Raw genomic sequence first — 24,538 nt, forward strand, 5'->3', positions numbered from 1 at the left:
GCCTGCCAATTTTTATTGCGCAGGCTTTATTTTTGAGTTGCTTTTTTATGCAAGTTTTAGATTTATTAGTGGCTATTTTTTTGAGCGAGTATAGAAAGCAAGTTACCCACTTTATCCAAACATTCTTGATACTCAGCCTCACAATCAGAAGCCACCGTGATACCGCCACCTGCCCACAAACTGACATGTCCTTGTTGCTCTGTGTCATTAGCGAATGAATGGTTGGCTTGAACGGTACGAATCAAGACATTCCATTGACCACTGCCATCAAAATTCATATAACCCATGGTGCCACAGTAAGCGCCGCGTGGAGCATTCTCTAGCTCAGAGATAATTTCAACCGACCGTTTTTTGGGCGTGCCTGTGATGGAGCCAGCAGGCAAGCTACCAAATAATACCGCCAATGGATGAGTATCTGCTTTAAGCTCTGCGGTGATGGTGCTGACCATATGATGGACATTGCTAAAGCTTTCTATGGCAAATAGCTGTGGCACTTTTACACTACCGATCTTGGCATACTTGCCCAAATCATTACGCAACAAGTCAACAATCATGACATTTTCAGCACGGTCTTTTTCACTATTGATCAGTTGCTGTTTATAAGCATCGTCTTGTTCAGGGGTGATGCCTCGAGGCGTCGTTCCTTTGATAGGCTTGGTGCGTATATGATGTTTTCCCGTTTTGCGGTCTTTGATAAACGTAAAAAACAGCTCTGGTGAACAGCTTAATAATTCAAAAGTGTTTTTCTGGTTTATAGAATTTGGCAACGGACTATTAATGTCTTTGTCGGCATGAGTTATATCGCCATATTGAACGGTTAAATAACCAGCAAACGGTGCTTGAGTATTATGGTGAAGATTGGGTAAGTAATTAATAAGACTTGATAGAGATTGGCGAGAGTTATCCTGATAGGTAAGGCTACCTTGCCATGCTTGAGTAAGATTGATTTGGTAGCAGTCGCCTTGTTGCAGATAGTCTTGGGTTTGGTCAAACGCCATTTGATAATCGGGCTTAACCCATTGTGCCTTTAAGACCAAAGGCGCAGGCTGTAAGGCTATTTTAGGCGTTGCTTGATCCATATAATGATTAGAGTCAGACAATGTTTTATCAAAAGCATCCAAATAAGAGGTAAGGGCTGTCACAAGCATATTTTTATGCTGACGCTCATCACTTATATCAGAAGTATCGTCCGTTTGCTGGACAGTTAATGTCCAAGCCGATGCAACATCTTGTGTGGCTGGCATTAGATAAATATCATAATGTCCCAATACCGCAGAAGGTTGCGCTGCCAATTGTATAGCAGTAACTGGGCTCAATGCATGAGCAGCAATGTCATAACCAATAAAACCTATCAGACCATGATGATAATTTGGCTTTTGATTGACGGTACCTGATGGTTTTATATCAGTGCTAAGGCTCTCATAGGTTTGACTGTAGGCAATCAATTCATCCTGCCATTTAGTATAGCTCATTTGAGTAGTTTTGATCGCAGCGCTATCAGCAGCGTTATCATTAATATTGATACAAACATCGCGGCAATGTTTCGTCACTTGATAATTGACAGACAACGGGTCAGATAGGGTTTTAAAATTGGGGGTGACCACCCAGCTTGTTTTCGGTAACAACCCAATGACTGGCTGACCATCATTGTCTAGCCAAACCAGCTGCCAGAGCGCCTCGCTATTTTGTGCCAACAAATGCTTTTGTAGTTGCGGTATCAGTTCAGCAGCAGGCAGATCACCAAAACGCCAGCTACGAATGGTAGCTGGCGATGGGGCAGAATCTGTCTGCTCAGTGGTATTGTGATTTTCTACAGGCATCTTTTAAGCATCAAACTTTTTAATGATCAAGGTTGCATTCGTGCCGCCAAAGCCAAAGCTATTACTCATTAGTGTTTCAAGATTGGTTTCACGCATTTGAGTGACAATATCAAAGCCTTCTGCTGCAGGATCCAATTGTTCAACGTTGATACTCGGGGCAATAAAGCCGTCTTGTAGCATCAATAAGCAATAGATCAATTCTTGCGCACCAACCGCACCCAAGCTGTGACCGGTCATCGATTTGGTTGAGCTGATAGGCGGTACTTTACTGGCATCATCTCCAAACACTTTGGCAATCGCTTTAAGCTCAGTGATATCACCAAGAGGAGTACTGGTGCCATGACTGTTGATATAGTCAACACTCTCTAACCCTGCTTCAGCTAACGCTTGCTGCATACAACGAACCGCGCCTTCACCACTTGGGGCAACCATTTCTGCACCATCAGAGCTAGCACCATAACCAACGATTTCGGCCAAAATGTTAGCACCGCGAGCTTGAGCATGTTCAAGGCTTTCTACAACAACCATGGCACCGCCAGCAGCAATCACAAAACCATCGCGATCTTTGTCATAAGCTCTTGATGCGAGCGTTGGCGTGTCATTATATTGAGTGCTTACCGCACCCATGGCATCAAACATGCAAGACTGCGTCCAATGCTCAGACTCACTACCGCCCGCCAATACCACGTCGGCTTTGCCTAGCTGAATCAGCTCAGCAGCATGACCGATACAATGGGTCGATGTTGCGCAAGCAGAAGCGAGAGAGTAAGAAACCCCTTGGATTTTTAAACCAGTTGCCAGTGCTGCTGATACCGAGCTGCCCATCGTTTTTGGCACAGCCATGGCGCCGACACCGCGAAGGCCTTTTTCGCGCATTGCATCTACAGCATTAACGATATTTTCTGTCGATGCGCCGCCCGAGCTCGCTACCAAACCCACACGTGGGTTACTATTAATAGTCTCAAGCGATAAACCTGAATGCTCAATCGCGTTCAAGGCGCTGACATAAGCATAGAGACTGGCATCACTAAAAAACCGTTTTAATTTACGATCAATACCGCTTGTATCAAGCATCGATTGATCGATACTACCGCTAACGTGTGATTTAAACTCATGCTCAGCATAAGATGGATTGAAAGTAATGCCAGACTGTCCTTGTTTCAGAGCAGCAGTAACAGTGGCCAAATCATGTCCGATACAAGAGACAATCCCTGCCCCAGTAATAACAACGCGGCGCATATTTTATTCCTTATGAGTAATGATTTTCTTCATCACTATTGATAATCGTTTTTAAAGATCTACTTTTCATTTAATATCACAAATGCGCCTCTCTTATATAAGATGTTAAAAGAGGCTGCTTGAGTATTAAATGCTTCTTTCATAGCTTTAACTGCTTATAACTTTGACTGCTGTCATCATAAAACATTGTATTGACGATGGCTTCATACAAATGACGTTGCAATCAGGCTATAGCTGATGGCGTATGATAACGTATCAAGCATACAAAATCTTTGCGCAAGTGCAAAATAATGACAAAATAGCAGCTACTATTGCATGCTTTTGAAAAAGTAACTAATGACAGGCAGTGTCAGCCAGTTATTCATCTTGTCAGTATCATTATATCCTTAAAGCAAGTGTAGTTTTGCGCTAAGTAAATTGAAAAAAGTAATTCATCAATGGTGAAAACCATAAAGGAAGTTATACTTTTAGATACAAAATTGGTGAGGGCAATAACATTGTTCGCACTGACATTGACCGCAATGATTCGCTAGAATGGCACACTTATCGTTTTCACAAACTCATTATTAAATAATAAAGTAAAAATAATCATCATATTAAGGACAACACGATGGCAAAGCAGACTTCTTTATCTAAAGGTATCAGTACCGTTGGTTCTTTCACACGTAACAATTTAGAGCGCGTGGGCGCGATGATTGATACCATGAACGCTAAAACCAGCAAACCGCGTCAATATAAAGCGGTCGACTTGGGCGATGAAGACTATCAACAAGATCTGTTTCGTGAACAGACACTAAAAGCGACTCAGCAATTACTTGGTACTCGTTTTGCGACTTATGGCAAATATGCCAAAAAAGTGGTACCGAATAGCTTTTTCCAATCGACGGTCGATGGGGCATTTGCTCAAGTGGCGAAATTGGCCGCTCATTGGAGCCAAATTGATTTGCCCAATCAACATCGTTTTGCCAATATTGCCAATCTTGATGATGAAGAGCGTTATGCACTTGCCACTGATATTGCCAATCAGAACCGTGCTTTAGCAGCCATCGGTGGCTTGACTGGTTTGGCAGGACTTCCAGGCTTACTGGCCGATACGTTGTGGTTGTTATTAGTATCGCTACGTACCGTTTATCAGCTAGCGGCCGTCTACAATAAGCCATTGACTGGTAAGCAAGGTGTGAAAATGGCTTATGAGCTACTTGCGAACGCCGACTTGAGCAAAATGCAAGAAAAGCAAGCATTGCTCGCTGGTATCGGTATCGGTAAAGGCTTGCTAGATAATGCCCAAAGCAGTGGTTTACACAATGAGCTTAAAAACTTAGGTATGAAGAACAACAATGTGAATTTTTATGCTCAACAAATAGATAGTATTGCTAGCCAAGTAGGCATTGATTTGGATCAGATCAACTTATCATGGATACGCCGTTTCCTACCAGCTACAGCAGTTGTGATAGGTGTACGTTATAACAGCCAGTTAATTGATGAGGTCATTGGGGTAGCGCAAGCAACGTTTGCACCAGATGCAAAGCTTGCCAACCGCGCTATTACTGATGATAGTAAGAGCGAGGCTGAGGTCAGTAAATTCTCTAGCAAAGAAGAAAAGCAAAATACTGAAGCCAAGGCTGCTGAGAGTCAGAGCGTGGAAGACAACAATGCTAGTGATAATGACAACAAGGCAGACGAGAAGGATGCTGAAAGTAAAGACAGTAAAAAGAAGGATGAGTCAGCTGACGCAGCTGATAGCAAAAAAGTAAGTAAGACAGATAAAACTGCCGATAAGCAAAAGAAGTAAACATGACACTTCTATTTATTGGGCCTTATCTCTTAATCGCGCAACAGCATTAAAACTTATTTACTTTAATATGGGCGATGTTATCTTATAGCTCTTGAAAAACAAGGTAATGTCGCCATTTAGTCTTTGTGAACTACTCTAGTTACAATGCTGACTGTCGTATTCAAACCATTCATAACCTTACCATTTACTGAATCTCTATTGATATATCGTTTACTCAGAGCAAATACAGTAAGGAAAAGGTAGATGGAATGCATATCTATCAAAAGTTGTAAAGGTCAATCACGCATAAGTGGTTGAATTAGCAACAACAACTCTTTATAATACACTGTCCTAAAAATGGGTGCTCTAAAGTCTGTCATTATTGTCAGATGGACGATGCATTAACCCATTTTTTTGTTTTATACCAAACGGGAGAAGGATGCCTTATGGCAACAACTAACCAATTGATTCGTAAAGGTCGCAAAACCATCAAGGAAAAGTCAAAAGTTCCTGCGTTGGAAGCGTGCCCACAGCGTCGCGGTGTATGTACTCGTGTATATACTACCACACCAAAAAAACCTAACTCAGCCATGCGTAAAGTATGTCGTGTACGTTTGACTTCAGGCTATGAAGTATCAAGCTACATCGGCGGCGAAGGTCATAACCTACAAGAGCACAGTGTTGTTCTTATCCGTGGTGGTCGTGTAAAAGATCTACCAGGTGTACGTTATCACACCGTTCGTGGTGCATTAGATTGCGCAGGCGTAAAAGACCGTAAGCAAGGTCGTTCTAAGTATGGTGCTAAGAAGCCTAAAGTTTAATAGCTAAACGTTATTAACTAAGCTTTTTTGTACTACCCAATAACTGTGCATGGGTTCGGTGTTAGCAGTAAAGCTACTTATATACCAACAATGTTATATCAGCTGTTTATGCTTAAAACATACCACCATGCAGTAAGGCTAACTGACAACTCTCTATTATGTCTAATAGATAAATATAAAGTTGTGAATGTTGGACACTCCTGAAGATAAGGAAATTTATTATGCCAAGACGTCGCGTCGTTGCTGCCCGTGAGATCCTACCGGATCCTAAGTTTGGTAGCCAAACTGTTGCAAAATTCATCAACCATGTAATGAGTGATGGTAAAAAATCTACTGCTGAGCGTATCGTTTATGGTGCACTTGAAACAGTAAGTGAAAAACGCAAAGTTGAAGATCCAGTATCTTTCTTTGAAGAAGTACTTGAAAATGTACGCCCAATGGTAGAAGTAAAAGCTCGCCGTGTTGGTGGTGCAACCTACCAAGTACCAATGGAAGTACGTCCCTCCCGTCGTACTGCCTTGGCTATGCGTTGGTTGGCAGAAGCTGCTGCTAAGCGTTCAGAAAAATCAATGGCTTTGCGTTTAGCAGGCGAATTGAATGATGCTGCCGAAGGTAAAGGCGCTGCTATGAAAAAGCGTGACGAAGTTCATCGCATGGCAGATGCTAACAAAGCATTCTCTCATTACCGTTTCTAAGCTACTCTTATACTCACTGTTTAATAGTAGCCTGAGATTATTGACTCATATCAATTAATCTTACATTGTTGTTTATTCTATTGATTACCGCCATCATTGAAAAAGTTGTGAGTAGGACTTATCTATTAGCAACTGAGATGGCGGATATCTATCAAGATGCCTCTCTAAAAATGTATTGTTTTAATTAGAAAGCGTCCCAAATTTGATACCGCACTATTCTTAGTATTTGCTCTTTTTTTGTCCATATTAGGCTCAATAATCAGTAAGTAATATTACGAAGCTGAACGCTTTGTCATAGAGTATGAGGTAGAGACACAATACATTATTATATACACGACTTTTCCTAGGAAAACACTATGGCTCGTAAAACTCCCCTAAAACGCTATCGCAATATTGGTATCTCAGCGCATATTGATGCTGGTAAGACGACCACTACTGAGCGTGTTTTATTTTATACCGGTGTTAGCCACAAAATTGGCGAAGTACATGATGGCGCAGCCACCATGGACTGGATGGAGCAAGAACAAGAGCGCGGTATTACTATTACCTCAGCGGCAACCACTTGTTTTTGGTCAGGTATGGCAAAACAGTTCGACGAACACCGCATCAACATCATTGACACACCAGGTCACGTTGACTTCACGATCGAAGTTGAACGTTCTATGCGTGTACTTGATGGCGCTTGCATGGTTTACTGTGCAGTAGGCGGCGTTCAGCCACAGTCTGAGACTGTATGGCGTCAAGCGAACAAATACAAAGTACCACGTCTTGCTTTCGTAAACAAAATGGATCGCGTTGGTGCTGATTTCTATCGTGTTATCGAACAGATCAAAACCCGTCTTGGTGGTAAGCCAGTACCGTTGGTTATCCCAATTGGGAAAGAAGATGACTTCGAAGGCGTTGTTGACCTAGTTACCATGAAAGCTATCTATTGGGATGAAGCCTCTCAAGGTATGCAGTATGAAGAGCGTGAGATCCCAACTGAATTACAAGAAAAAGCGGAAGAGTATCGTGAATATCTTGTAGAAAGCGCTGCTGAAGCAAACGAAGATCTCATGAATGAGTATCTAGAAAACGGTGAATTGACTGTAGAGCAGATCCATGGCGCTATTCGTCAGTTGACAATTGATAACGAAATCATCCCGCTTCTTTGTGGTACTGCCTTTAAAAACAAGGGTGTACAAAAGATGCTAGATGCTGTTATTCAGTATCTTCCAGCACCAATGGATGTACCGGCTATTCGCGGTATCCTTGATGACAAAGATGAAACTGAAGGCACTCGTGAAGCGTCAGATGAGGCACCGTTCTCAGCACTAGCGTTCAAAATCATGAACGACAAGTTCGTTGGTAACTTAACCTTCGTCCGTGTTTATTCTGGTGTAATGACTCAGGGTAGCAGTGTTTATAACCCAGTTAAAATGAAGCGTGAGCGTGTTGGCCGTATTGTACAGATGATGGCAAACTCTCAAGAAGAGCTTGCAGAAATCCGTACTGGTGATATCGCAGCTTTGGTTGGTATGAAAGATGTGACCACTGGTGATACGTTATGTGATGAAAACAACGTCATTACTCTTGAGCGTATGGAATTCCCAGATCCAGTTATCAGTCTAGCGGTTGAACCTAAGACTAAAGCTGACCAAGAAAGAATGTCAATCGCTTTAGGTCGTTTGGCAAAAGAAGATCCATCGTTCCGTGTACATACTGACGAAGAATCTGGTCAGACAATCATCAGCGGTATGGGTGAGCTACATCTAGAGATTCTAGTTGACCGTATGAAGCGTGAGTTTAACGTTGAAGCCAACATCGGTGCGCCGCAGGTTGCTTATCGTGAAACGATTCGTAATACTGTTGAACAAGAAGGCAAATTCGTACGTCAAACAGGTGGTCGTGGTAAATTCGGTCACGTTTGGTTACGTCTTGAGCCACTTGATCCAGCGGGCGAAACTGAATACGAATTCGCTGAAGAAGTTGTTGGTGGTACTGTACCAAAAGAATTCCACGGTGCTGTTGACAAAGGTATCCAAGAGCGCATGAAAAACGGCGTACTTGCTGGTTACCCAGTGGTTGGCGTAAAAGCAACTTTGTATGATGGTTCTTACCATGACGTCGATTCTGATGAATTGTCGTTCAAAATGGCAGGTTCTATGGCATTCAGAAAAGGTTTCATGGCAGCGGATCCAGCGCTACTTGAGCCAGTAATGAAAGTAGAAGTTGAAACGCCTGAAGACTATATGGGCGATATCATGGGCGATCTTAACCGTCGTCGTGGTTTGGTACAGGGTATGGAAGATTTACCTGGCGGTACTAAACAGATTCGTGCTGAAGTACCATTAGCGGAAATGTTTGGTTATGCCACTCAAATGCGCTCTATGTCACAAGGCCGTGCAACTTACTCAATGGAATTCCAAAAGTACGCTGAAATTCCAAAATCAGTTGCTGCTGAAATCATCTCTAAGTTCAACTCTAAAGATGATGACGAGTAAATAAACGTCTATTGAATCTGACAATGTAGAGCCTGTTTTTAGGTTGTCAGTAGAGAATCCGCCAATAACTTGTTAAAAGACTTGTTATTGGTCGTGATTTTCTTATAATATCTGCACATTAGTATGTGCGACCTTTTAACAATTATCTTAAAGTGGTCAAGATTGTCTGAGTTATCGTATTGATACGAACCTAGCATTTGACCCCAAAAAAAGAGGAATTACCCATGGCAAAGGCCAAGTTTGAACGTAACAAGCCACACGTCAACGTCGGTACCATCGGACACGTTGACCATGGTAAAACAACCCTAACTGCTGCAATCGCAACAGTAGCTGCAAAAACTTCTGGCGGCGAAGCCAAAGACTACGCGTCTATTGACTCAGCACCTGAAGAAAAAGCACGTGGTATCACCATCAACACCTCACACGTAGAGTATGACACTGAAGCACGTCACTATGCTCACGTTGATTGCCCAGGTCACGCCGATTATGTTAAAAACATGATCACCGGTGCAGCCCAGATGGACGGCGCAATCTTAGTTGTATCAGCAACTGACGGCCCAATGCCACAGACCCGTGAGCACATCTTGCTATCACGTCAGGTTGGCGTACCATACATCATCGTATTCATGAACAAATGTGACATGGTAGATGACGAAGAACTACTAGAACTAGTAGAAATGGAAGTTCGTGAATTATTGAACGACTATGACTTCCCAGGTGACGACACCCCAATCATCAAAGGATCAGCCACTGAAGCCCTAAAAGGTTCAGAAGACAAGTATGGTGAGCCAGCAGTAGTAGAACTACTAGGCGTACTAGACACCTACATCCCAGAGCCAGAGCGTGATATCGACAAAGCATTCCTAATGCCAATCGAAGACGTATTCTCAATCTCAGGCCGTGGTACCGTAGTAACTGGTCGTGTTGAATCTGGTATCGTTAAAGTTGGTGACGAGATCGAAATCGTTGGTATCCGTGACACTCAAAAAACCACCTGTACTGGTGTAGAGATGTTCCGTAAACTGCTTGACGAAGGTCGTGCAGGCGAAAACTGTGGCGTACTACTACGTGGTACTAAGCGTGAAGACGTACAACGTGGCCAAGTACTAGCTAAGCCAGGTTCAATCACGCCTCACACCAAGTTTGACGCAGAAGTATACGTACTGTCAAAAGAAGAGGGTGGTCGTCACACACCATTCCTAAACGGCTATCGTCCACAGTTCTACTTCCGTACCACTGACGTAACTGGCGCAATCCAATTACAAGACGGTACTGAAATGGTTATGCCTGGTGATAACGTTGAGATGGGCGTAGAGCTTATCCACCCAATCGCTATGGACAAAGGTCTTCGCTTCGCTATTCGTGAAGGTGGCCGTACTGTAGGCGCTGGTGTTGTTGCTAACGTATTGAACTAATCCATCAGTCTCAGTAATGAGAACTTGAATTAGTTATAAAAAAGCCACTCTAGAAATAGGGTGGCTTTTTCTTTGAGAGTGGTAAGCTGGTTTGAGGGTATAAGTCTGAATTAAACCATGCTGATTTTAATATTATTTTGTATAAAGGTTTTACAAGTAATAATAGTGAATTTATCTCTTCTTCTATTGTAATCTACGAAATACCTTGTTATATTAGCGCTCCCTCTTATCGTATATTCATATTATTAATCTTTTATAAGGCTAATTAATAAATATAACGACTCTTAATTCAGAGGAAAGCGAGATAAAAAATTATCTCTGAAGGCTTGCATTTTACGATAAATATTGTATAATGCTGTCCTTTACACCCATAGGCGATTGGCTCAATTGGTAGAGCATCGGTCTCCAAAACCGAGGGTTGTAGGTTCGAGTCCTACATCGCCTGCCATCTTCTTATCATATCTTTGTTGTACCCCACCATCTCCGAAGTGAGTTCTTTATGAGCAATAATCAAGATAACCTCGAGACTAAGTTATCTGATGCCAAGGCGGTTACTGGTGGAATGCTGTCTAAAGATAAGCATGTATCAGCGGTCAATACTTCTGCCGTTGAAGTCGCTAAGACTGGCTCAATAAAAGATGTGATTTTGTGGCTACTTGCCGCAGCAGTTTTGATAGGGGCGACTTTAGTCAACCAATATCTACCCGGTTATTGGCAACCAGCCAACGACGTCTGGATTCGTATTGGGATTATCGTTGCCCTTGTTGTATTTGCATTAGTCTGTTTGGCGCTGACGCATCAAGGTCGTGCTTTTAAAATTTTATTAAAAGATGCAGCTGTTGAACTTCGCCGAGTGACATGGCCAAGTAAAGATGAAACCTTTCAATATACATGGCAAGTTATTGTCATGATTGCCATTGTTGGATTCTTTGTTTGGTTGTTGGATAACTTTTTTAACTGGTTCGTTGGTATTTTTATCGGTTAGTAGCACGTATTAGTGACTATTAACGAGAGATTTACCTATAACGACTTATTTATAATGATCAGGAGCGTGATATGCGTTGGTATATTGTTCAAGCGTTTTCAGGATATGAAAAGCAAGTACAACGTTCATTAACTGATCGTATTAACCGTAGTGACTTTGCTGAGTCATTCGGTGATGTATTGGTTCCTACTGAAGAAGTCGTCGAAATGAAAGACGGCAAGAAGCGTAAGAGTGAGCGTAAGTTTTTTCCAGGTTATGTATTGATCGAAATGGAAATGAACGACAACACTTGGCATATTGTCAAAGACTGTCCCCGTATCATGGGTTTTATTGGCGGTACGCCTGAAACACCTGCACCTATTACGCAAGTAGAAGCTGATCGTATTTTAAATCGTCTCAATCAAACTGAAACTGACCCACGTCCTAAAACACTATTTGAGCCGGGCGAAGAGCTGTTGGTTATTGATGGTCCATTTACTGACTTCAAAGGGTTGGTTGAAAAGGTGGATTATGAGAAATCTAAATTACATTTGACCGTAAACGTATTTAATCGACCGACTCAGGTCGAGCTTGAGTTTAGCAAAGTTGAAAAGCTAGACTAAACAGCAAAAAGTTCATCAACCGGGGAGCTGTTAGTCAATTAGGTATATACCACGTTGATTTGGCGCTATTACCCATTTAGGAGAGTATCATGGCTAAGAAGATTGATGGTTACATCAAACTGCAAGTGCCTGCAGGCAAAGCAAATCCTTCACCACCAATTGGTCCAGCATTGGGTCAAAAAGGCGTGAACATCATGGCGTTCTGTAAAGAATTCAACGCTGCGACCTCAGGCCAAGAGCCAGGTCTACCGATCCCAACTGAGATCACTGTATACAGCGATAAGTCTTTTACCTTCATCATGAAGTCACCACCAGCTGCGTATTTACTACGTAAAGCTGCTGGTATTGCTAAAGGTTCAGGTACACCGAATACAGCTAAAGTCGGTAAAGTTGACCGTGCACAACTAGAAGAAATTGTTAAGACCAAAAATGCAGACTTAACTGCTGCTGATCTTGATGCTGCTGTCCGTACCATCGCTGGTACTGCACGTTCAATGGGTATTACCGTGGAGGGTGTATAATGTCTAAGCTAACCAAACGTCAAAAAGAAATTCAAAGCCGTATTGATAACGAAAAGCAATACACTCTTGAAGAAGCAGTTCAAATCCTAAACGATTTGCCAGCACTAAAATTCAAAGAGTCTATTGATATCGCAGTAAACTTGGGCGTTGACCCACGTAAATCTGATCAAGTGGTTCGTGGTGCAACTAACTTACCTGCTGGTACTGGTAAAACCAAACGCGTTGCTGTATTTGCTCAAGGCGCTGCTGCTGAAGCCGCTAAAGAAGCTGGTGCAGACATCGTTGGTTTTGAAGACCTAGCAGAAGAAATCAAAGCTGGTAACATGGACTTTGATGTTGTTATCGCAGCTCCAGATGCTATGCGTGTTGTTGGTCAATTGGGTACGATTCTAGGTCCACGTGGCCTAATGCCTAACCCAAAAGTTGGTACGGTAACGCCAAACGTTGCTGAAGCTGTGACTAACGCAAAAGCGGGTCAAGCACAGTACCGTGTTGATAAAGCTGGTATCATCCATGCAACTATCGGACAGATCGGTTTCACTGCTGAGCAAATCGAGCAAAACGCGCAAGCGATCATTTCTGATCTAAAGCGTGCTAAGCCTGCTACTTCTAAAGGTACTTTCATTAAGAAAATTACCTTGTCTAGCACGATGGGCCCTGGTCTAACGATCGATGCTGTTCCTTATCGTACTGCAAAATAATTAAAGTCTCTATCTTTAAGTTTTTGAACATCAAATATTTTGAATGATGAGCACAAACCATATTTAAAAAATTAGGTCAGCGTAGTTTTTACTACGCTGTCTAAGACCGTAGGTAGAAGGTGGTTCAGCGTCATAAATAACAATTTTCGAATGGTTAAATATGATATTGAGTCACTTTTGTTAATCGACGACAGATGAAAATCTTAGTTGTCCTACGCAGACGGTGGCCCACACAGTTTAAGACACGAGCGAATAGGACGATATGATTGTTTGTACAGTCTTCAAACTATTACTCAACGTCATTCTGATAACGGTGCCGTAATCAGTCGTTACCAGTAGATGCTTTTTTATTAATTGAATCCGCTGGTAATGTGTCGTATCAAGTCAGTCCTAGCTTATAATTTGAACGTATAAAAACTTCGGTTTTTAGCACTCTTATGATAAGCCGATTGATAAGATTAAAGGAGTCAACTTATGGCATTAACGCTAGAGCAAAAACAACAAGTTGTGGCTGAAGTGTCTGAAGTTGCTGCTAATGCTTACTCAGCAGTAGCTGCCGAGTATCACGGAATTGGTGTTGCTAAGCTTACTCAGCTTCGCGAACAAGCTCGTGATAAAGGTGTTGTTTTAAAAGTGGTGAAAAATACACTAGCAAAACGCGCTTTTGAAGGTACTAAGTTTGAGAGCATGTCAGACCGTATGACTGGTCCACTACTTTTGGCTTTCTCTATGGAAGACTTGGGATCTGCAGCAAGAGTCGTTTTCGACTTTAGCAAAGATAACAAAGCTTTAGAGACCAAATTAGTATCAGTCGGTGGTGAAGTTTATGGTCCAGAAGAGCTAGAGCGCGTATCGAAGCTACCAACTCGCGACGAAGCAATCTCTATCTTGATGGCTACTATGAATGCACCAGTGACCAAGCTTGTCCAGACTATGAACGCTGTTCCTGGCAAGTTCGTTCGCACTGTAGCGGCAATCAAAGACGCAAAAGAAGCTGCTTAATTGCTTGTTTTAACGTAACTTTAACATCGCTAATTTTGGTTGAATTTTATTGCCATACCTATTTGAAATTGTGGCAATCAATCAAAGCGATATTAGAATCAATTAATTTTTATCAGATAACGGAGAGTTCTCATGGCACTATCTAAAGATGATGTGTTAAACGCAATCGCTGAAATGTCAGTAATGGATATCGTTGAGTTAATCAGCGACATGGAAGAAAAATTCGGCGTAACAGCTGCTGTTGCTGCTGCTGCACCTGCTGCTGCTGGTCCTGCTGCTGCTGTTGAAGAAAAAGACGAGTTTGACGTTGTTCTTGCTAGCTTTGGCGAGAAGAAAGTTGGCGTAATTAAAGCTGTACGTGAAGCTACTGGCCTTGGCCTAAAAGAAGCGAAAGATTTGGTTGAAAGCGCTCCAGCTCCAATCAAAGAAGGCGCATCTAAAGCTGAAGCTGAAGAGTTGAAAAAGAAACTTGAAGAAGCTGGTGCAACTGTTGAACTAAAATAAGTTTAACACTGTACAAAAAAAGCTGGTAATGCCTTGCATTGCCAGCTTTTTTTTACTATAATTTGTAGCTTGACCTTTTGTGTCTGCCAACATACGTATGCAACAACACGGTGGATACCCATCAAAAGGACAGACGATATACATGCAAGCACACATGCCAGTTTTTGAAATCAGTTAAATAAGCTAAACGTCCGTAGATGTTTGGCATTTTTTTGTGTCTGCATGCTTTCCCATTAACACTATAGTTTATACTGATTCTAAAAGTTATAGTTATCCCAATTATTATTAATTCTGAAAACTGTTGATATTAAATTATCTATTTAGCATGGTTTACTGTCATTGCATAGGCTTAAAGACGGTTCATACCAGCGACGATATCAGTTTTAGTGATGAACTGGCTAAACGATCATGTCAGTTTTGATGACAAATTGTTCAAAATTTTAGTAAAAATTATTTTTTCATAAATATACTAGAAAGTTAAGCCCTAAAGGCAATAGTTTGTATTAGGTTGAATTCTTCGGTATAGGCATCTATATAGATGGGTTCATATACCGATTATAAGATTGAATAAGGTGTGCTAAATACACACTGGTTAGTGAAGTGATAAGTGACAAAAAATATGAGTTGAACACGAACACCTGTTTTGTATTATCGTTTACGTCGCTCAGTTTGCATCGTATTTATGCATGCTGGCCACGCTTTTAATTTGTTTCCACGTTTACTGTAAGGACTCTCGATGGCATATTCTTATACTGAAAAAAAGCGTATTCGCAAAAGTTTTGCTGAATTGCCCACTGTGATGGACATTCCCTATTTGCTGTCTATTCAAGTAGATTCTTACGAGCAATTTTTGCAAGAGCATAAAAAGCCAAAAGCTCGTGAGAATACTGGTTTGCAAGCTGCGTATTCCTCTATTTTCCCAATTGAGAGTCACTCTGGTAATGCTGAGTTACAATTTGTTGAGTACTATTTAGGCACGCCTGAATTTGATGAGCGTGAGTGTATCTTACGTGGTTCAACGTTTGCTGCGCCGATGCGTGTCAAAATTCGTTTGATCATCAAAGACAAAGATAGCAAAGACAAAGATAGCAAAGCCGCTATCAAAGATATCCGTGAGCAAAGCGTTTACATGGGCGAAATGCCTTTGATGACGGCTAACGGTACTTTCATTATCAATGGTACTGAGCGTGTAATCGTATCACAGCTACATCGTTCGCCAGGTGTCTTCTTTGACCATGATAAAGGCAAGTCACACTCAAGTGGTAAAGTGCTTTATAACGCACGTATTATCCCTTACCGTGGTTCTTGGTTAGATTTTGAATTCGATGCCAAAGACTTAGTATTTGCTCGTATTGACCGTCGCCGTAAGCTACTGGCTTCAATCATTCTACGTGCACTAGGTTTGACGACTTCTGAAATCTTAGATTTGTTCTTTGATAAAGTTGCTGTTTATAAAGGCGAAGAGCAGTTCGAAATTGATTTAGTCGCTGATCGCTTACGTGGTGAGATGGCTCAATTTGATATCGTGTCACCTGAAGGTGATGTATTGGTAGAGCAAGGTAAGCGTATCAACGCACGCCGTATTCGTCAGCTTGAAGAAGCGGGTATGACGAAAATTGCTGTGCCTGATGAGTATCTGTATGAGCGCATTTTGGCAGAAGATATCGTTGTTAATGACGAAGTGATTGCAAAAGCAAACACGTTAATTGATCACGAACTATTGGTTAAATTGAACTCGTTTGAAGCGAGTGGTGCTATTAAAGAATTTAGCATCCTATTCACCAATGATATCGATCAAGGTAGTTATATTGCCGATACGATTCGCGCTGATAGCACGTCAACTCGCGAAGAAGCATTGATTGAAATCTATAAAGTAATGCGTCCAGGTGAGCCACCAACGGTTGAGACTGCTGAAAAATTATTTGAAAGCATGTTCTTCAACGCAGACCGTTATGACTTGTCGAATGTCGGTCGTATGAAATTTAACCGTCGTCTTGGTTTAGAATTCGATAACACGGATGATCCTGATATTCAGCGCGAACGCAGCGTATTAACCAATGACGATATCGTCAATGTGTTAAAAGAGCTGATTGAGATTCGTAATGGTCGCGGTGATGTTGATGATATTGACCATCTAGGTAACCGCCGTATTCGTTCAGTTGGCGAGATGGCAGAAAACCAATTCCGTGTTGGCCTAGTGCGTGTTGAGCGTGCTGTAAAAGAGCGTTTAAGCTCAGCGGAATCAGACAACTTGTCGCCACAAGATTTGATTAACTCTAAGCCGGTAGCGGCCGCGGTGAAAGAATTCTTTGGTTCAAGCCAGTTGTCACAGTTTATGGATCAGAACAACCCGTTGTCTGAAGTTACCCATAAACGCCGTGTATCAGCATTAGGACCGGGTGGTTTGACTCGTGAACGTGCAGGCTTTGAAGTACGTGACGTACATGATACGCATTATGGCCGTGTATGTCCGATTGAGACTCCTGAAGGTCCGAACATTGGTTTGATCAACTCGCTAGCGACGTTTGCTAAAACCAACAGCTTTGGTTTCCTAGAAACCCCTTATCGCCGTGTGGTTGATGGTAAAGTTACTGACGTTATTGAGTATTTATCAGCGATTGAAGAAGTAGGTACGGTCATTGCACAGGCTGATTCACCAGTAACCGCAGAAGGCGCGTTGTCTGATGAGATGGTCAGTGTGCGTAGCTATGGTGAATTCGTCCGTATGCCACCAGAAAAAGTGACGCATATGGATGTGTCACCAAGTCAGGTAGTATCGGTTGCAGCAGGTCTGATTCCGTTCCTAGAGCATGATGATGCTAACCGTGCTTTGATGGGTTCGAACATGCAGCGTCAGGCGGTTCCTACGCTACGTGCTGATAAGCCATTAGTAGGTACTGGTATGGAGCGTCACGTTGCTCGTGACTCTGGTGTTTGTGTGATTGCTAAGCGTGGCGGTGTGATCGAAGATGTTGATGCCTCACGTATCGTGGTTCGTGTCAATGAAGACGAGATGACTGCTGGTGAAGCGGGTATCGATATCTATAACTTAATCAAATACACGCGCTCTAACCAGAACACTTGTATCAACCAACGTATCATCGTCAACCAAGGTGATGAAATCGCTTTGGGTGATATCTTGGCTGATGGTCCATCAACGGATCTTGGTGAGCTAGCTCTGGGTCAGAACATCCGCATCGCATTTATGCCGTGGAATGGTTACAACTTCGAAGATTCAATCTTGCTATCTGAAAAAGTGGTTAAAGAAGATCGTTTCACCACCATTCATATTCAAGAATTGACGTGTGTGGCTCGTGATACCAAGCTAGGTACAGAAGAGATCACTGCTGATATTCCAAACGTTGGTGAAGCGGCATTATCAAGTCTTGATGAAGCAGGTATCGTGTATATCGGTGCTGAAGTTGACGCTGGTGATATCTTAGTTGGTAAAGTGACGCCAAAAGGTGAAACGCAACTGACGCCAGAAGAGAAACTACTACGGGCTATCTTTGGTGAAAAAGCGGCTGATGTGAAAGACACGTCACTACGCGTACCGACTTCAAGTAAAGGTACGGTTATTGATGTACAGGTCTTCACCCGTGATGGCGTCGAAAAAGACGCACGCGCAAGAGCGATTGAAAAATCGCAGCTTGATAGCTATCGCAAAGATTTAAAAGAAGAGTTACGTATCTTTGAAGAAGCAGCACGTGGTCGTATTGGTAATCTATTAGATGGCCAAAAAGTCAGCGGCGGTGCTGGTCTAAAGGCTGGTACAGTAATGGCGTTGGCTGATATGAAAGATATGAGCCTTGAGACATTGCTTGATATCCAGCCAGTAGAAGAAGAAATCTCTGAGCGTCTAACGCAAATCGCTGATTACTTGGTTGATAAGCAAAAAGACATCGATGTAAAGTTTGCTGAGAAAAAACGCAAATTGACCGCTGGTGATGACTTACAACATGGCGTACAGAAAATCGTTAAAGTATATCTAGCGGTTAAGCGTCGTATTCAGCCTGGTGATAAGATGGCTGGTCGTCATGGTAACAAAGGTGTGGTATCGCGCATCATGCCAGTTGAAGACATGCCTTATGATGAAAATGGTAATACCGTTGACATCGTATTGAACCCACTTGGTGTACCATCTCGTATGAACATCGGTCAGGTTCTAGAGACGCATTTGGGTATGGCAGCAAAAGGATTGGGCGAGAAGATTGATGGTATGCTCAAATCTCAAGCAGCGATCAAAGAGCTACGTGACTTCTTGGACAAAATCTATAACCAAGTAGGCGGTGAGCAAGTTGATCTTGATAGCTTAAGTGATGATGACATCATGGCGTTAGCAGACAACTTACGTGGCGGTGTACCGATGGGCACAGCAGTATTTGACGGCGCAAGAGAAAGCCAAGTTAAAGACTTGCTCGAGCTTGCTGGTATGGATCGCGATGGTCAGCAGACGTTATATGATGGTCGTACTGGTCAGAAATTTGACCGCAAGGTAACGGTTGGTTATATGTACATGCTCAAGCTTAACCATTTGGTTGATGACAAAATGCATGCGCGTTCAACGGGTTCTTACTCGCTAGTCACTCAGCAGCCACTCGGCGGTAAAGCACAGTTCGGTGGTCAGCGTTTCGGTGAGATGGAAGTCTGGGCACTAGAAGCTTATGGCGCGACTTATACGTTGCAAGAGATGCTGACTGTGAAGTCGGATGACGTTGAAGGCCGTACACGTATGTACAAAAACATCGTTGATGGTGAGCAGTATATGGATCCAGGTATGCCTGAGTCGTTTAACGTACTGACCAAAGAAATCAAATCACTGGGTATTAATATTGAGTTAAAACAAAGCAACTAAACCCATTGTCTAACTTAGTTGTCCACTAAAGGCAGTACGCGTCATTGCTGCTGCTTTTAGTAATTTGTCTCAACCCTATTCATTGCCTTCATTCATCTTATCTGCGTCAACAGATTGCAGTCAGATGATTATAAAGATAACGGAGAAGCAACTTGAAAGATTTACTCGATATCATGCAGAGCCCTGCCGGCAACGGTAACCTAGAGTTTGATAGCATCCAAATTACTTTAGCCTCACCTGACGTGATTAAATCATGGTCACATGGCGAAGTAAAAAAGCCTGAAACCATTAACTATCGTACGTTTAAGCCTGAGCGTGATGGCTTGTTTTGTGCCAAAATCTTTGGTCCAGTAAAAGACTTTGAGTGCTTATGTGGTAAATACAAGCGCCGTAAGTTCCAAGGCGTTATCTGTGAAAAATGTGGCGTTGAAGTCACTACCGCTAAAGTACGTCGTGATCGCATGGGTCATATCGACCTAGCTAGCCCAGTTGCGCACATTTGGTTCTTAAAGTCATTACCAAGCCGCATCGGTCTATTGCTAGACATGACATTGCGTGATATTGAGCGCGTATTGTATTTTGAAAGCTACATTGTGACTGAGCCTGGTTTGACTTCTTTAGAGAAGTACCAATTGCTTGATGATGAAGATTACTACAAAGCGCTTGAAGAATTTGGTGATGAATTTACTGCCAAGATGGGTGCTGAAGCGGTTCAAGACTTATTAAAAGATATCGACATGGATATCGAGATTGATGAGCTGCGTGAAGCGATCCCACAAACAGGTTCTGAGACTAAGCTTAAGAAGATGTCTAAGCGTCTTAAACTGTTAGAAGCATTCCGTGATTCTAATAACAAGCCTGAGTGGATGGTAATGAATATCTTGCCAGTACTACCACCAGATTTGCGTCCGCTAGTACCACTAGAGGGCGGTCGTTTTGCGACGTCTGATCTAAACGATCTTTATCGCCGCGTTATCAACCGTAACAACCGTCTAAAGCGTCTGCTTGAGCTAAGTGCACCTGACATTATCGTACGTAACGAAAAACGTATGTTGCAAGAGTCAGTGGATGCATTGCTTGATAACGGTCGTCGCGGTCGTGCGATTACGGGCAGTAACAAGCGTCCATTGAAATCTTTGGCTGATATGATCAAAGGTAAGCAAGGTCGTTTCCGTCAAAACTTACTTGGTAAGCGTGTTGACTATTCTGGTCGTTCGGTCATCGTTGTAGGTCCAACACTACGCCTACATCAGTGTGGTCTACCTAAGAAAATGGCACTTGAGCTATTCAAGCCATTTACTTATAACAAGCTATTGTCTCATGGGTTAGCGACAACGATCAAAGCTGCCAAAAAGATGGTAGAGCGTGAAGAGCCACAAGTGTGGGATATGCTGGCCATGGTTATCCGTGAGCATCCAGTACTACTTAACCGTGCGCCAACGCTTCACCGTTTGGGTCTACAGGCATTTGAGCCAGTATTGATCGAAGGTAAAGCTATCCAGTTGCATCCGCTCGTTTGTACTGCATTCAACGCTGACTTTGATGGTGACCAAATGGCCGTTCACGTGCCATTGACTCTAGAAGCACAGCTTGAATCACGTGCGCTAATGATGTCAACTAACAATATCTTGTCTCCTGCGAACGGTGATCCAATCATCGTACCATCACAGGATGTGGTATTGGGTTTGTATTACATTAGCCGTTCATCAATCAATGCTAAAGGCGAGGGCATGATTTTTGCCACCGTTAATGAAGCATTGCGTGCGATTGGTTCAAACGATTTGCATGTGAACGCTAAAATCAAAGTGCGTGTTACAGAGACGCATATTGATGAAGACGGTAACCAAACCAAAGAAGTTAGTATGAAAGAAACGGTTGCTGGCCGTTTGTTGATCTGGAACATCATGCCTAAAGGTATGTCGTTTGATGAATGTAACCAAGAGATGACGAAGAAAAATATTTCACGTCTGATCAACTCTTGCTACCGTAAAGTTGGCGTGAAAGAAAGCGTCATGTTTGCTGACCAATTGATGTATCTTGGTTTTGCACAAGCAACGCTATCAGGTGTGTCTATCGGTATCGATGACATGGTCATTCCGCCATTGAAAAAGCAAATCATCGAAGTGGCAGAAGGCGAAGTTCGCGAGATTGAAGATCAATTCGAGCAAGGCTTTGTAACGGCTGGTGAGCGCTATAACAAAGTAGTCGATATCTGGTCACGTACCAATGACAAAGTCGCTAAGGCGATGATGGACAACTTGGCAACAGACAAAGTCATTAACGCACAAGGTGAAGAAGACGAGCAGAAGTCATTCAACTCGATCTTTATCATGTCAGACTCTGGTGCTCGTGGTAGTGCGGCACAGATTCGTCAGTTGGCAGGTATGCGTGGTTTGATGGCAAAACCAGATGGCTCAATCATTGAAACGCCAATTAAGGCCAACTTCCGTGAAGGTCTGACCGTACTACAGTACTTCATCTCAACTCACGGTGCTCGTAAGGGTCTAGCGGATACAGCATTGAAAACCGCTAACTCAGGTTATTTGACGCGTCGTTTGGTTGATGTCGCACAAGATTTGGTTATCACTAGTGATGATTGTGGTACTGAAGAAGGCCTACTCATGAAACCACATATCCAAGGTGGTGAAATCATTGAGAAGCTAGGTGAATTGGTACTAGGTCGTGTCACTGCACGCGATGTGACTTACAACGATGACGAATCAAAAGTCTTGATTCCAGCTGGTACCTTAATTGATGAGCATTGGGTAAACGTGCTTGATAACAATGCAATTGATGATATCTGGGTACGTTCAGTTATTACTTGTGATGTTGAGCATGGCGTTTGTTCACAGTGTTATGGTCGTGACCTTGCTCGTGGTCATAAAGTGAACATCGGTGAGTCTGTCGGTGTTATGGCAGCCCAGTCAATTGGTGAGCCTGGTACTCAGTTAACCATGCGTACTTTCCACGTGGGCGGGGCTGCAAGCTCAGCATCTGTGGACAACAGCATCTCTGTACGTAATGCAGGTCAAGCGCATTTCGAAAACATGAAAACCGTTCAGCATACTGACGGTCATCTAGTTATCGTATCGCGTTCAGCTGAAATTGCTTTGACTGATGAGCTTGGTCGTGAGCGTGAGCGCTATAAAGTACCGTATGGTTCAAGCGTTCTTGTAAAAGACGAAGAGCAAGTTGAAGGTGGCCAAACCATCGCAAAATGGGATCCGCATACGCATCCAATTATCACAGAATTCGCTGGTACAGCACGCTTCAGTGACATCACTGATGGTATGACTGCTACTGTGAAAGTAGATGATGCGACTGGTATGAGCTCGTTTGAGATTCTAGCGACTCGTGACCGTTCAAGCTCAGCCAAAGACTTACGTCCTGCGATTATCTTGAATACGGACGAAGGTAAAGAAGTGGTTTACTTCTTACCAGCTGAAACCATCATTCGCGTCAGCGATGGTGAAAAAGTTGCAGCAGGTTCAATCTTGGGCCGTGTACCACAAGCCTCTTCTGGTACGAAAGATATTACCGGTGGTCTACCACGTGTTGCCGACTTGTTCGAAGCACGTCGTCCAAAAGATCACGCTATCATGGCAGAAATGACTGGTGTGGTGAGCTTTGGTAAAGAGACTAAAGGTAAAAACCGCTTCATTATTACCAATGAAGATGGTGAGGTTCATGAGGAACTGATCCCGAAATGGCGTCAAATCAACGTCTTTGAAAACGAGACAGTAGCACGTGGTGAGATTATTGCTGATGGTCCACAGAATCCGCATGACATCTTACGTTTGAAAGGTCAGACGGCACTTGCTGATTATATCGTTAACGAAGTGCAAGACGTTTATCGCTTGCAGGGCGTAAAAATCAACGACAAGCACATCGAAGTTATTATTCGTCAGATGCTGCGTAAAGTTGAGATTACTGATGGCGGTGATTCAAGTCACTTTAAAGGTGATCAAGTCGAGTATGCTGATATCAAAGCATTGAACGCGAAGCTAGAAGCGGAAGATAAATTCCCAGTACAGTACGAGCGTCAGTTGCTTGGTATTACCAAAGCAAGCTTGGCAACAGAAAGCTTTATCTCAGCGGCTTCGTTCCAGGAAACCACACGTGTACTAACTGCTGCTGCCGTCACTGGTAAAGTAGATGAGCTACGTGGCCTAAAAGAGAACGTGGTTGTTGGACGCTTGATTCCTGCTGGTACAGGTCTTGCTTATCATAAGACACGTAAAGAAAAAGCAGATCAGAAGCTACAAGATAAAGATCTGAATGCCGCTTTCGATATGACTGCAAGCACAGATACTAAAGACTTTGCTAGCTTTGATGAAGCCTTTGCTCAAGAGTTAAATCAAGATAATTAATCGTATTAACTATTTTTGATTCTTTCTTAATTTGATAAAAAAGCCAGCCTAAGATGCTGGCTTTTTTATGGGTGTAAAAAATTAAGAAAGGCATGGTGCTATTATCCAAAAAAATAGTACACTGGAAAACATGCCTTAATTCACTATTCATAGAAGGATAAGTAGCAAATGGCAGGTAAAACTCGCGTTGCCAAATATCAAGCAGATCGAACCAATCAGAAACTTTATTTTTGCCGCCTCTCTTGCCAAGCAGCAGGAAATACCAATGATAAGCAGTTGTATCAAGCACATTGTGAAACAGCGATTTTTCATTTGCATGGTGCTTTTTTGGCATTCATACAAGAGCTGAGCCATTTTTACAGTTTGAGCATGGCAATGCCAACTTTGGTAGATGTGGAAAAAGCATTGGCAGAACGTACTCAAGTCTCTCCTGAAATTCAGCGCTTGCATCAGCTGCGACAGCAAGGTTTTCTTGCGGATGTAGAACGAGCTTACCAGCGCTGTTTATATGCCGTACCATCAGATACGGTGGTGGAAGACAGTACAAACAATGGAAGGGTACAAGCATCTGATCTGATTGTGAATGTGGTCACGCTATCAAATCAGTGGTTGCCAGATGAAGCCACCATACGTGAATGGCGTCAGCAGCTTTTAGAGCTGATTGAGCAATTACGCGCTGGTATGGTCGAGTTTTAAAGAATATTAATAGATAGAAAAAAGCCTGTTTAGTGATTGCTAAACAGGCTTTTTG

At 42.7% G+C, this 24,538-nt stretch carries 16 protein-coding genes and 1 tRNA gene; 15 read left to right on the plus strand and 2 right to left on the minus strand.

All coding sequences use genetic code 11. The features are described from left to right. Window positions 1-65 precede the first annotated feature (65 nt). Together CIK80_RS09055 and CIK80_RS09060 are read right to left on the minus strand one after the other, a co-directional pair. Window positions 66-1,820: an anthranilate synthase component I family protein gene (locus CIK80_RS09055; RefSeq protein ID WP_095569745.1), complete on the minus strand. Its 1,755-nt coding sequence runs from the start codon at window positions 1,818-1,820 to the stop codon at window positions 66-68. 3 nt (window positions 1,821-1,823) lie between these two features. Next, window positions 1,824-3,059 (minus strand): beta-ketoacyl-ACP synthase II, encoded by a 1,236-nt coding sequence (locus tag CIK80_RS09060; protein WP_095569746.1) that lies wholly within the window; start codon window positions 3,057-3,059, stop codon window positions 1,824-1,826. A gap of 610 nt (window positions 3,060-3,669) precedes the next feature. Here CIK80_RS09060 and CIK80_RS09065 point away from each other — a divergent pair. The 15 genes from CIK80_RS09065 (at window position 3,670) to CIK80_RS09135 (ending at window position 24,483) form a co-directional block, all read left to right on the plus strand. After that, window positions 3,670-4,851, plus strand: coding sequence for a DNA-directed RNA polymerase I subunit RPA34 (locus CIK80_RS09065; protein ID WP_095569747.1), 1,182 nt, complete (start codon window positions 3,670-3,672; stop codon window positions 4,849-4,851). Between the two features lie 428 nt (window positions 4,852-5,279). After that, window positions 5,280-5,654 (plus strand): 30S ribosomal protein S12, encoded by a 375-nt coding sequence (rpsL, locus tag CIK80_RS09070; protein WP_011281154.1) that lies wholly within the window; start codon window positions 5,280-5,282, stop codon window positions 5,652-5,654. Between the two features lie 221 nt (window positions 5,655-5,875). Continuing rightward, complete coding sequence (gene rpsG, locus CIK80_RS09075) at window positions 5,876-6,349, plus strand: 30S ribosomal protein S7 (protein ID WP_062845510.1); 474 nt, start codon at window positions 5,876-5,878, stop codon at window positions 6,347-6,349. 356 nt (window positions 6,350-6,705) lie between these two features. After that, window positions 6,706-8,832, plus strand: coding sequence for an elongation factor G (fusA, locus tag CIK80_RS09080; RefSeq protein WP_062845509.1), 2,127 nt, complete (start codon window positions 6,706-6,708; stop codon window positions 8,830-8,832). A gap of 224 nt (window positions 8,833-9,056) precedes the next feature. Continuing rightward, complete coding sequence (tuf, locus tag CIK80_RS09085) at window positions 9,057-10,247, plus strand: elongation factor Tu (protein ID WP_062843867.1); 1,191 nt, start codon at window positions 9,057-9,059, stop codon at window positions 10,245-10,247. Between the two features lie 372 nt (window positions 10,248-10,619). After that, window positions 10,620-10,695: transfer RNA gene (locus tag CIK80_RS09090), tRNA-Trp, on the plus strand. A gap of 51 nt (window positions 10,696-10,746) precedes the next feature. After that, window positions 10,747-11,232, plus strand: coding sequence for a preprotein translocase subunit SecE (gene secE / locus CIK80_RS09095; RefSeq protein ID WP_062845508.1), 486 nt, complete (start codon window positions 10,747-10,749; stop codon window positions 11,230-11,232). 71 nt (window positions 11,233-11,303) lie between these two features. Beyond that, on the plus strand, window positions 11,304-11,834 hold the full coding sequence (gene nusG, locus CIK80_RS09100; RefSeq protein ID WP_095569748.1) for a transcription termination/antitermination protein NusG: 531 nt from the start codon (window positions 11,304-11,306) through the stop codon (window positions 11,832-11,834). 89 nt (window positions 11,835-11,923) lie between these two features. After that, entirely contained in the window at window positions 11,924-12,355 is a 432-nt protein-coding gene (gene rplK / locus CIK80_RS09105; RefSeq protein ID WP_058025423.1) for a 50S ribosomal protein L11, read from the plus strand. Then, entirely contained in the window at window positions 12,355-13,056 is a 702-nt protein-coding gene (gene rplA / locus CIK80_RS09110; protein WP_062845507.1) for a 50S ribosomal protein L1, read from the plus strand. Before rplK ends, rplA begins: the two co-directional genes overlap by 1 nt. Window positions 13,057-13,530: 474 nt before the next feature. Next, the gene (gene rplJ, locus CIK80_RS09115) at window positions 13,531-14,058 is read left to right on the plus strand and encodes a 50S ribosomal protein L10 (RefSeq protein WP_025652244.1); all 528 of its coding nucleotides are present in this window, start codon (window positions 13,531-13,533) and stop codon (window positions 14,056-14,058) included. A 132-nt stretch (window positions 14,059-14,190) separates the two neighbouring features. Further along, window positions 14,191-14,562, plus strand: coding sequence for a 50S ribosomal protein L7/L12 (gene rplL, locus CIK80_RS09120; protein WP_062845506.1), 372 nt, complete (start codon window positions 14,191-14,193; stop codon window positions 14,560-14,562). Between the two features lie 736 nt (window positions 14,563-15,298). Further along, window positions 15,299-19,417 carry a DNA-directed RNA polymerase subunit beta gene (gene rpoB, locus CIK80_RS09125; RefSeq protein WP_095569749.1) on the plus strand — a complete coding sequence of 1,373 codons (4,119 nt, stop codon included), beginning with the start codon at window positions 15,299-15,301 and terminating at the stop codon, window positions 19,415-19,417. 152 nt (window positions 19,418-19,569) lie between these two features. Continuing rightward, window positions 19,570-23,787, plus strand: a complete 4,218-nt coding sequence (gene rpoC, locus CIK80_RS09130) for a DNA-directed RNA polymerase subunit beta' (RefSeq protein WP_062845504.1) — start codon at window positions 19,570-19,572, stop codon at window positions 23,785-23,787. A 168-nt stretch (window positions 23,788-23,955) separates the two neighbouring features. After that, the gene (locus CIK80_RS09135; protein ID WP_095569750.1) at window positions 23,956-24,483 is read left to right on the plus strand and encodes a DUF6586 family protein; all 528 of its coding nucleotides are present in this window, start codon (window positions 23,956-23,958) and stop codon (window positions 24,481-24,483) included. Window positions 24,484-24,538: the final 55 nt, after the last annotated feature.

The sequence above is a fragment of the Psychrobacter sp. JB193 genome (assembly GCF_002285555.1).
Taxonomy (GTDB): domain Bacteria; phylum Pseudomonadota; class Gammaproteobacteria; order Pseudomonadales; family Moraxellaceae; genus Psychrobacter; species Psychrobacter alimentarius.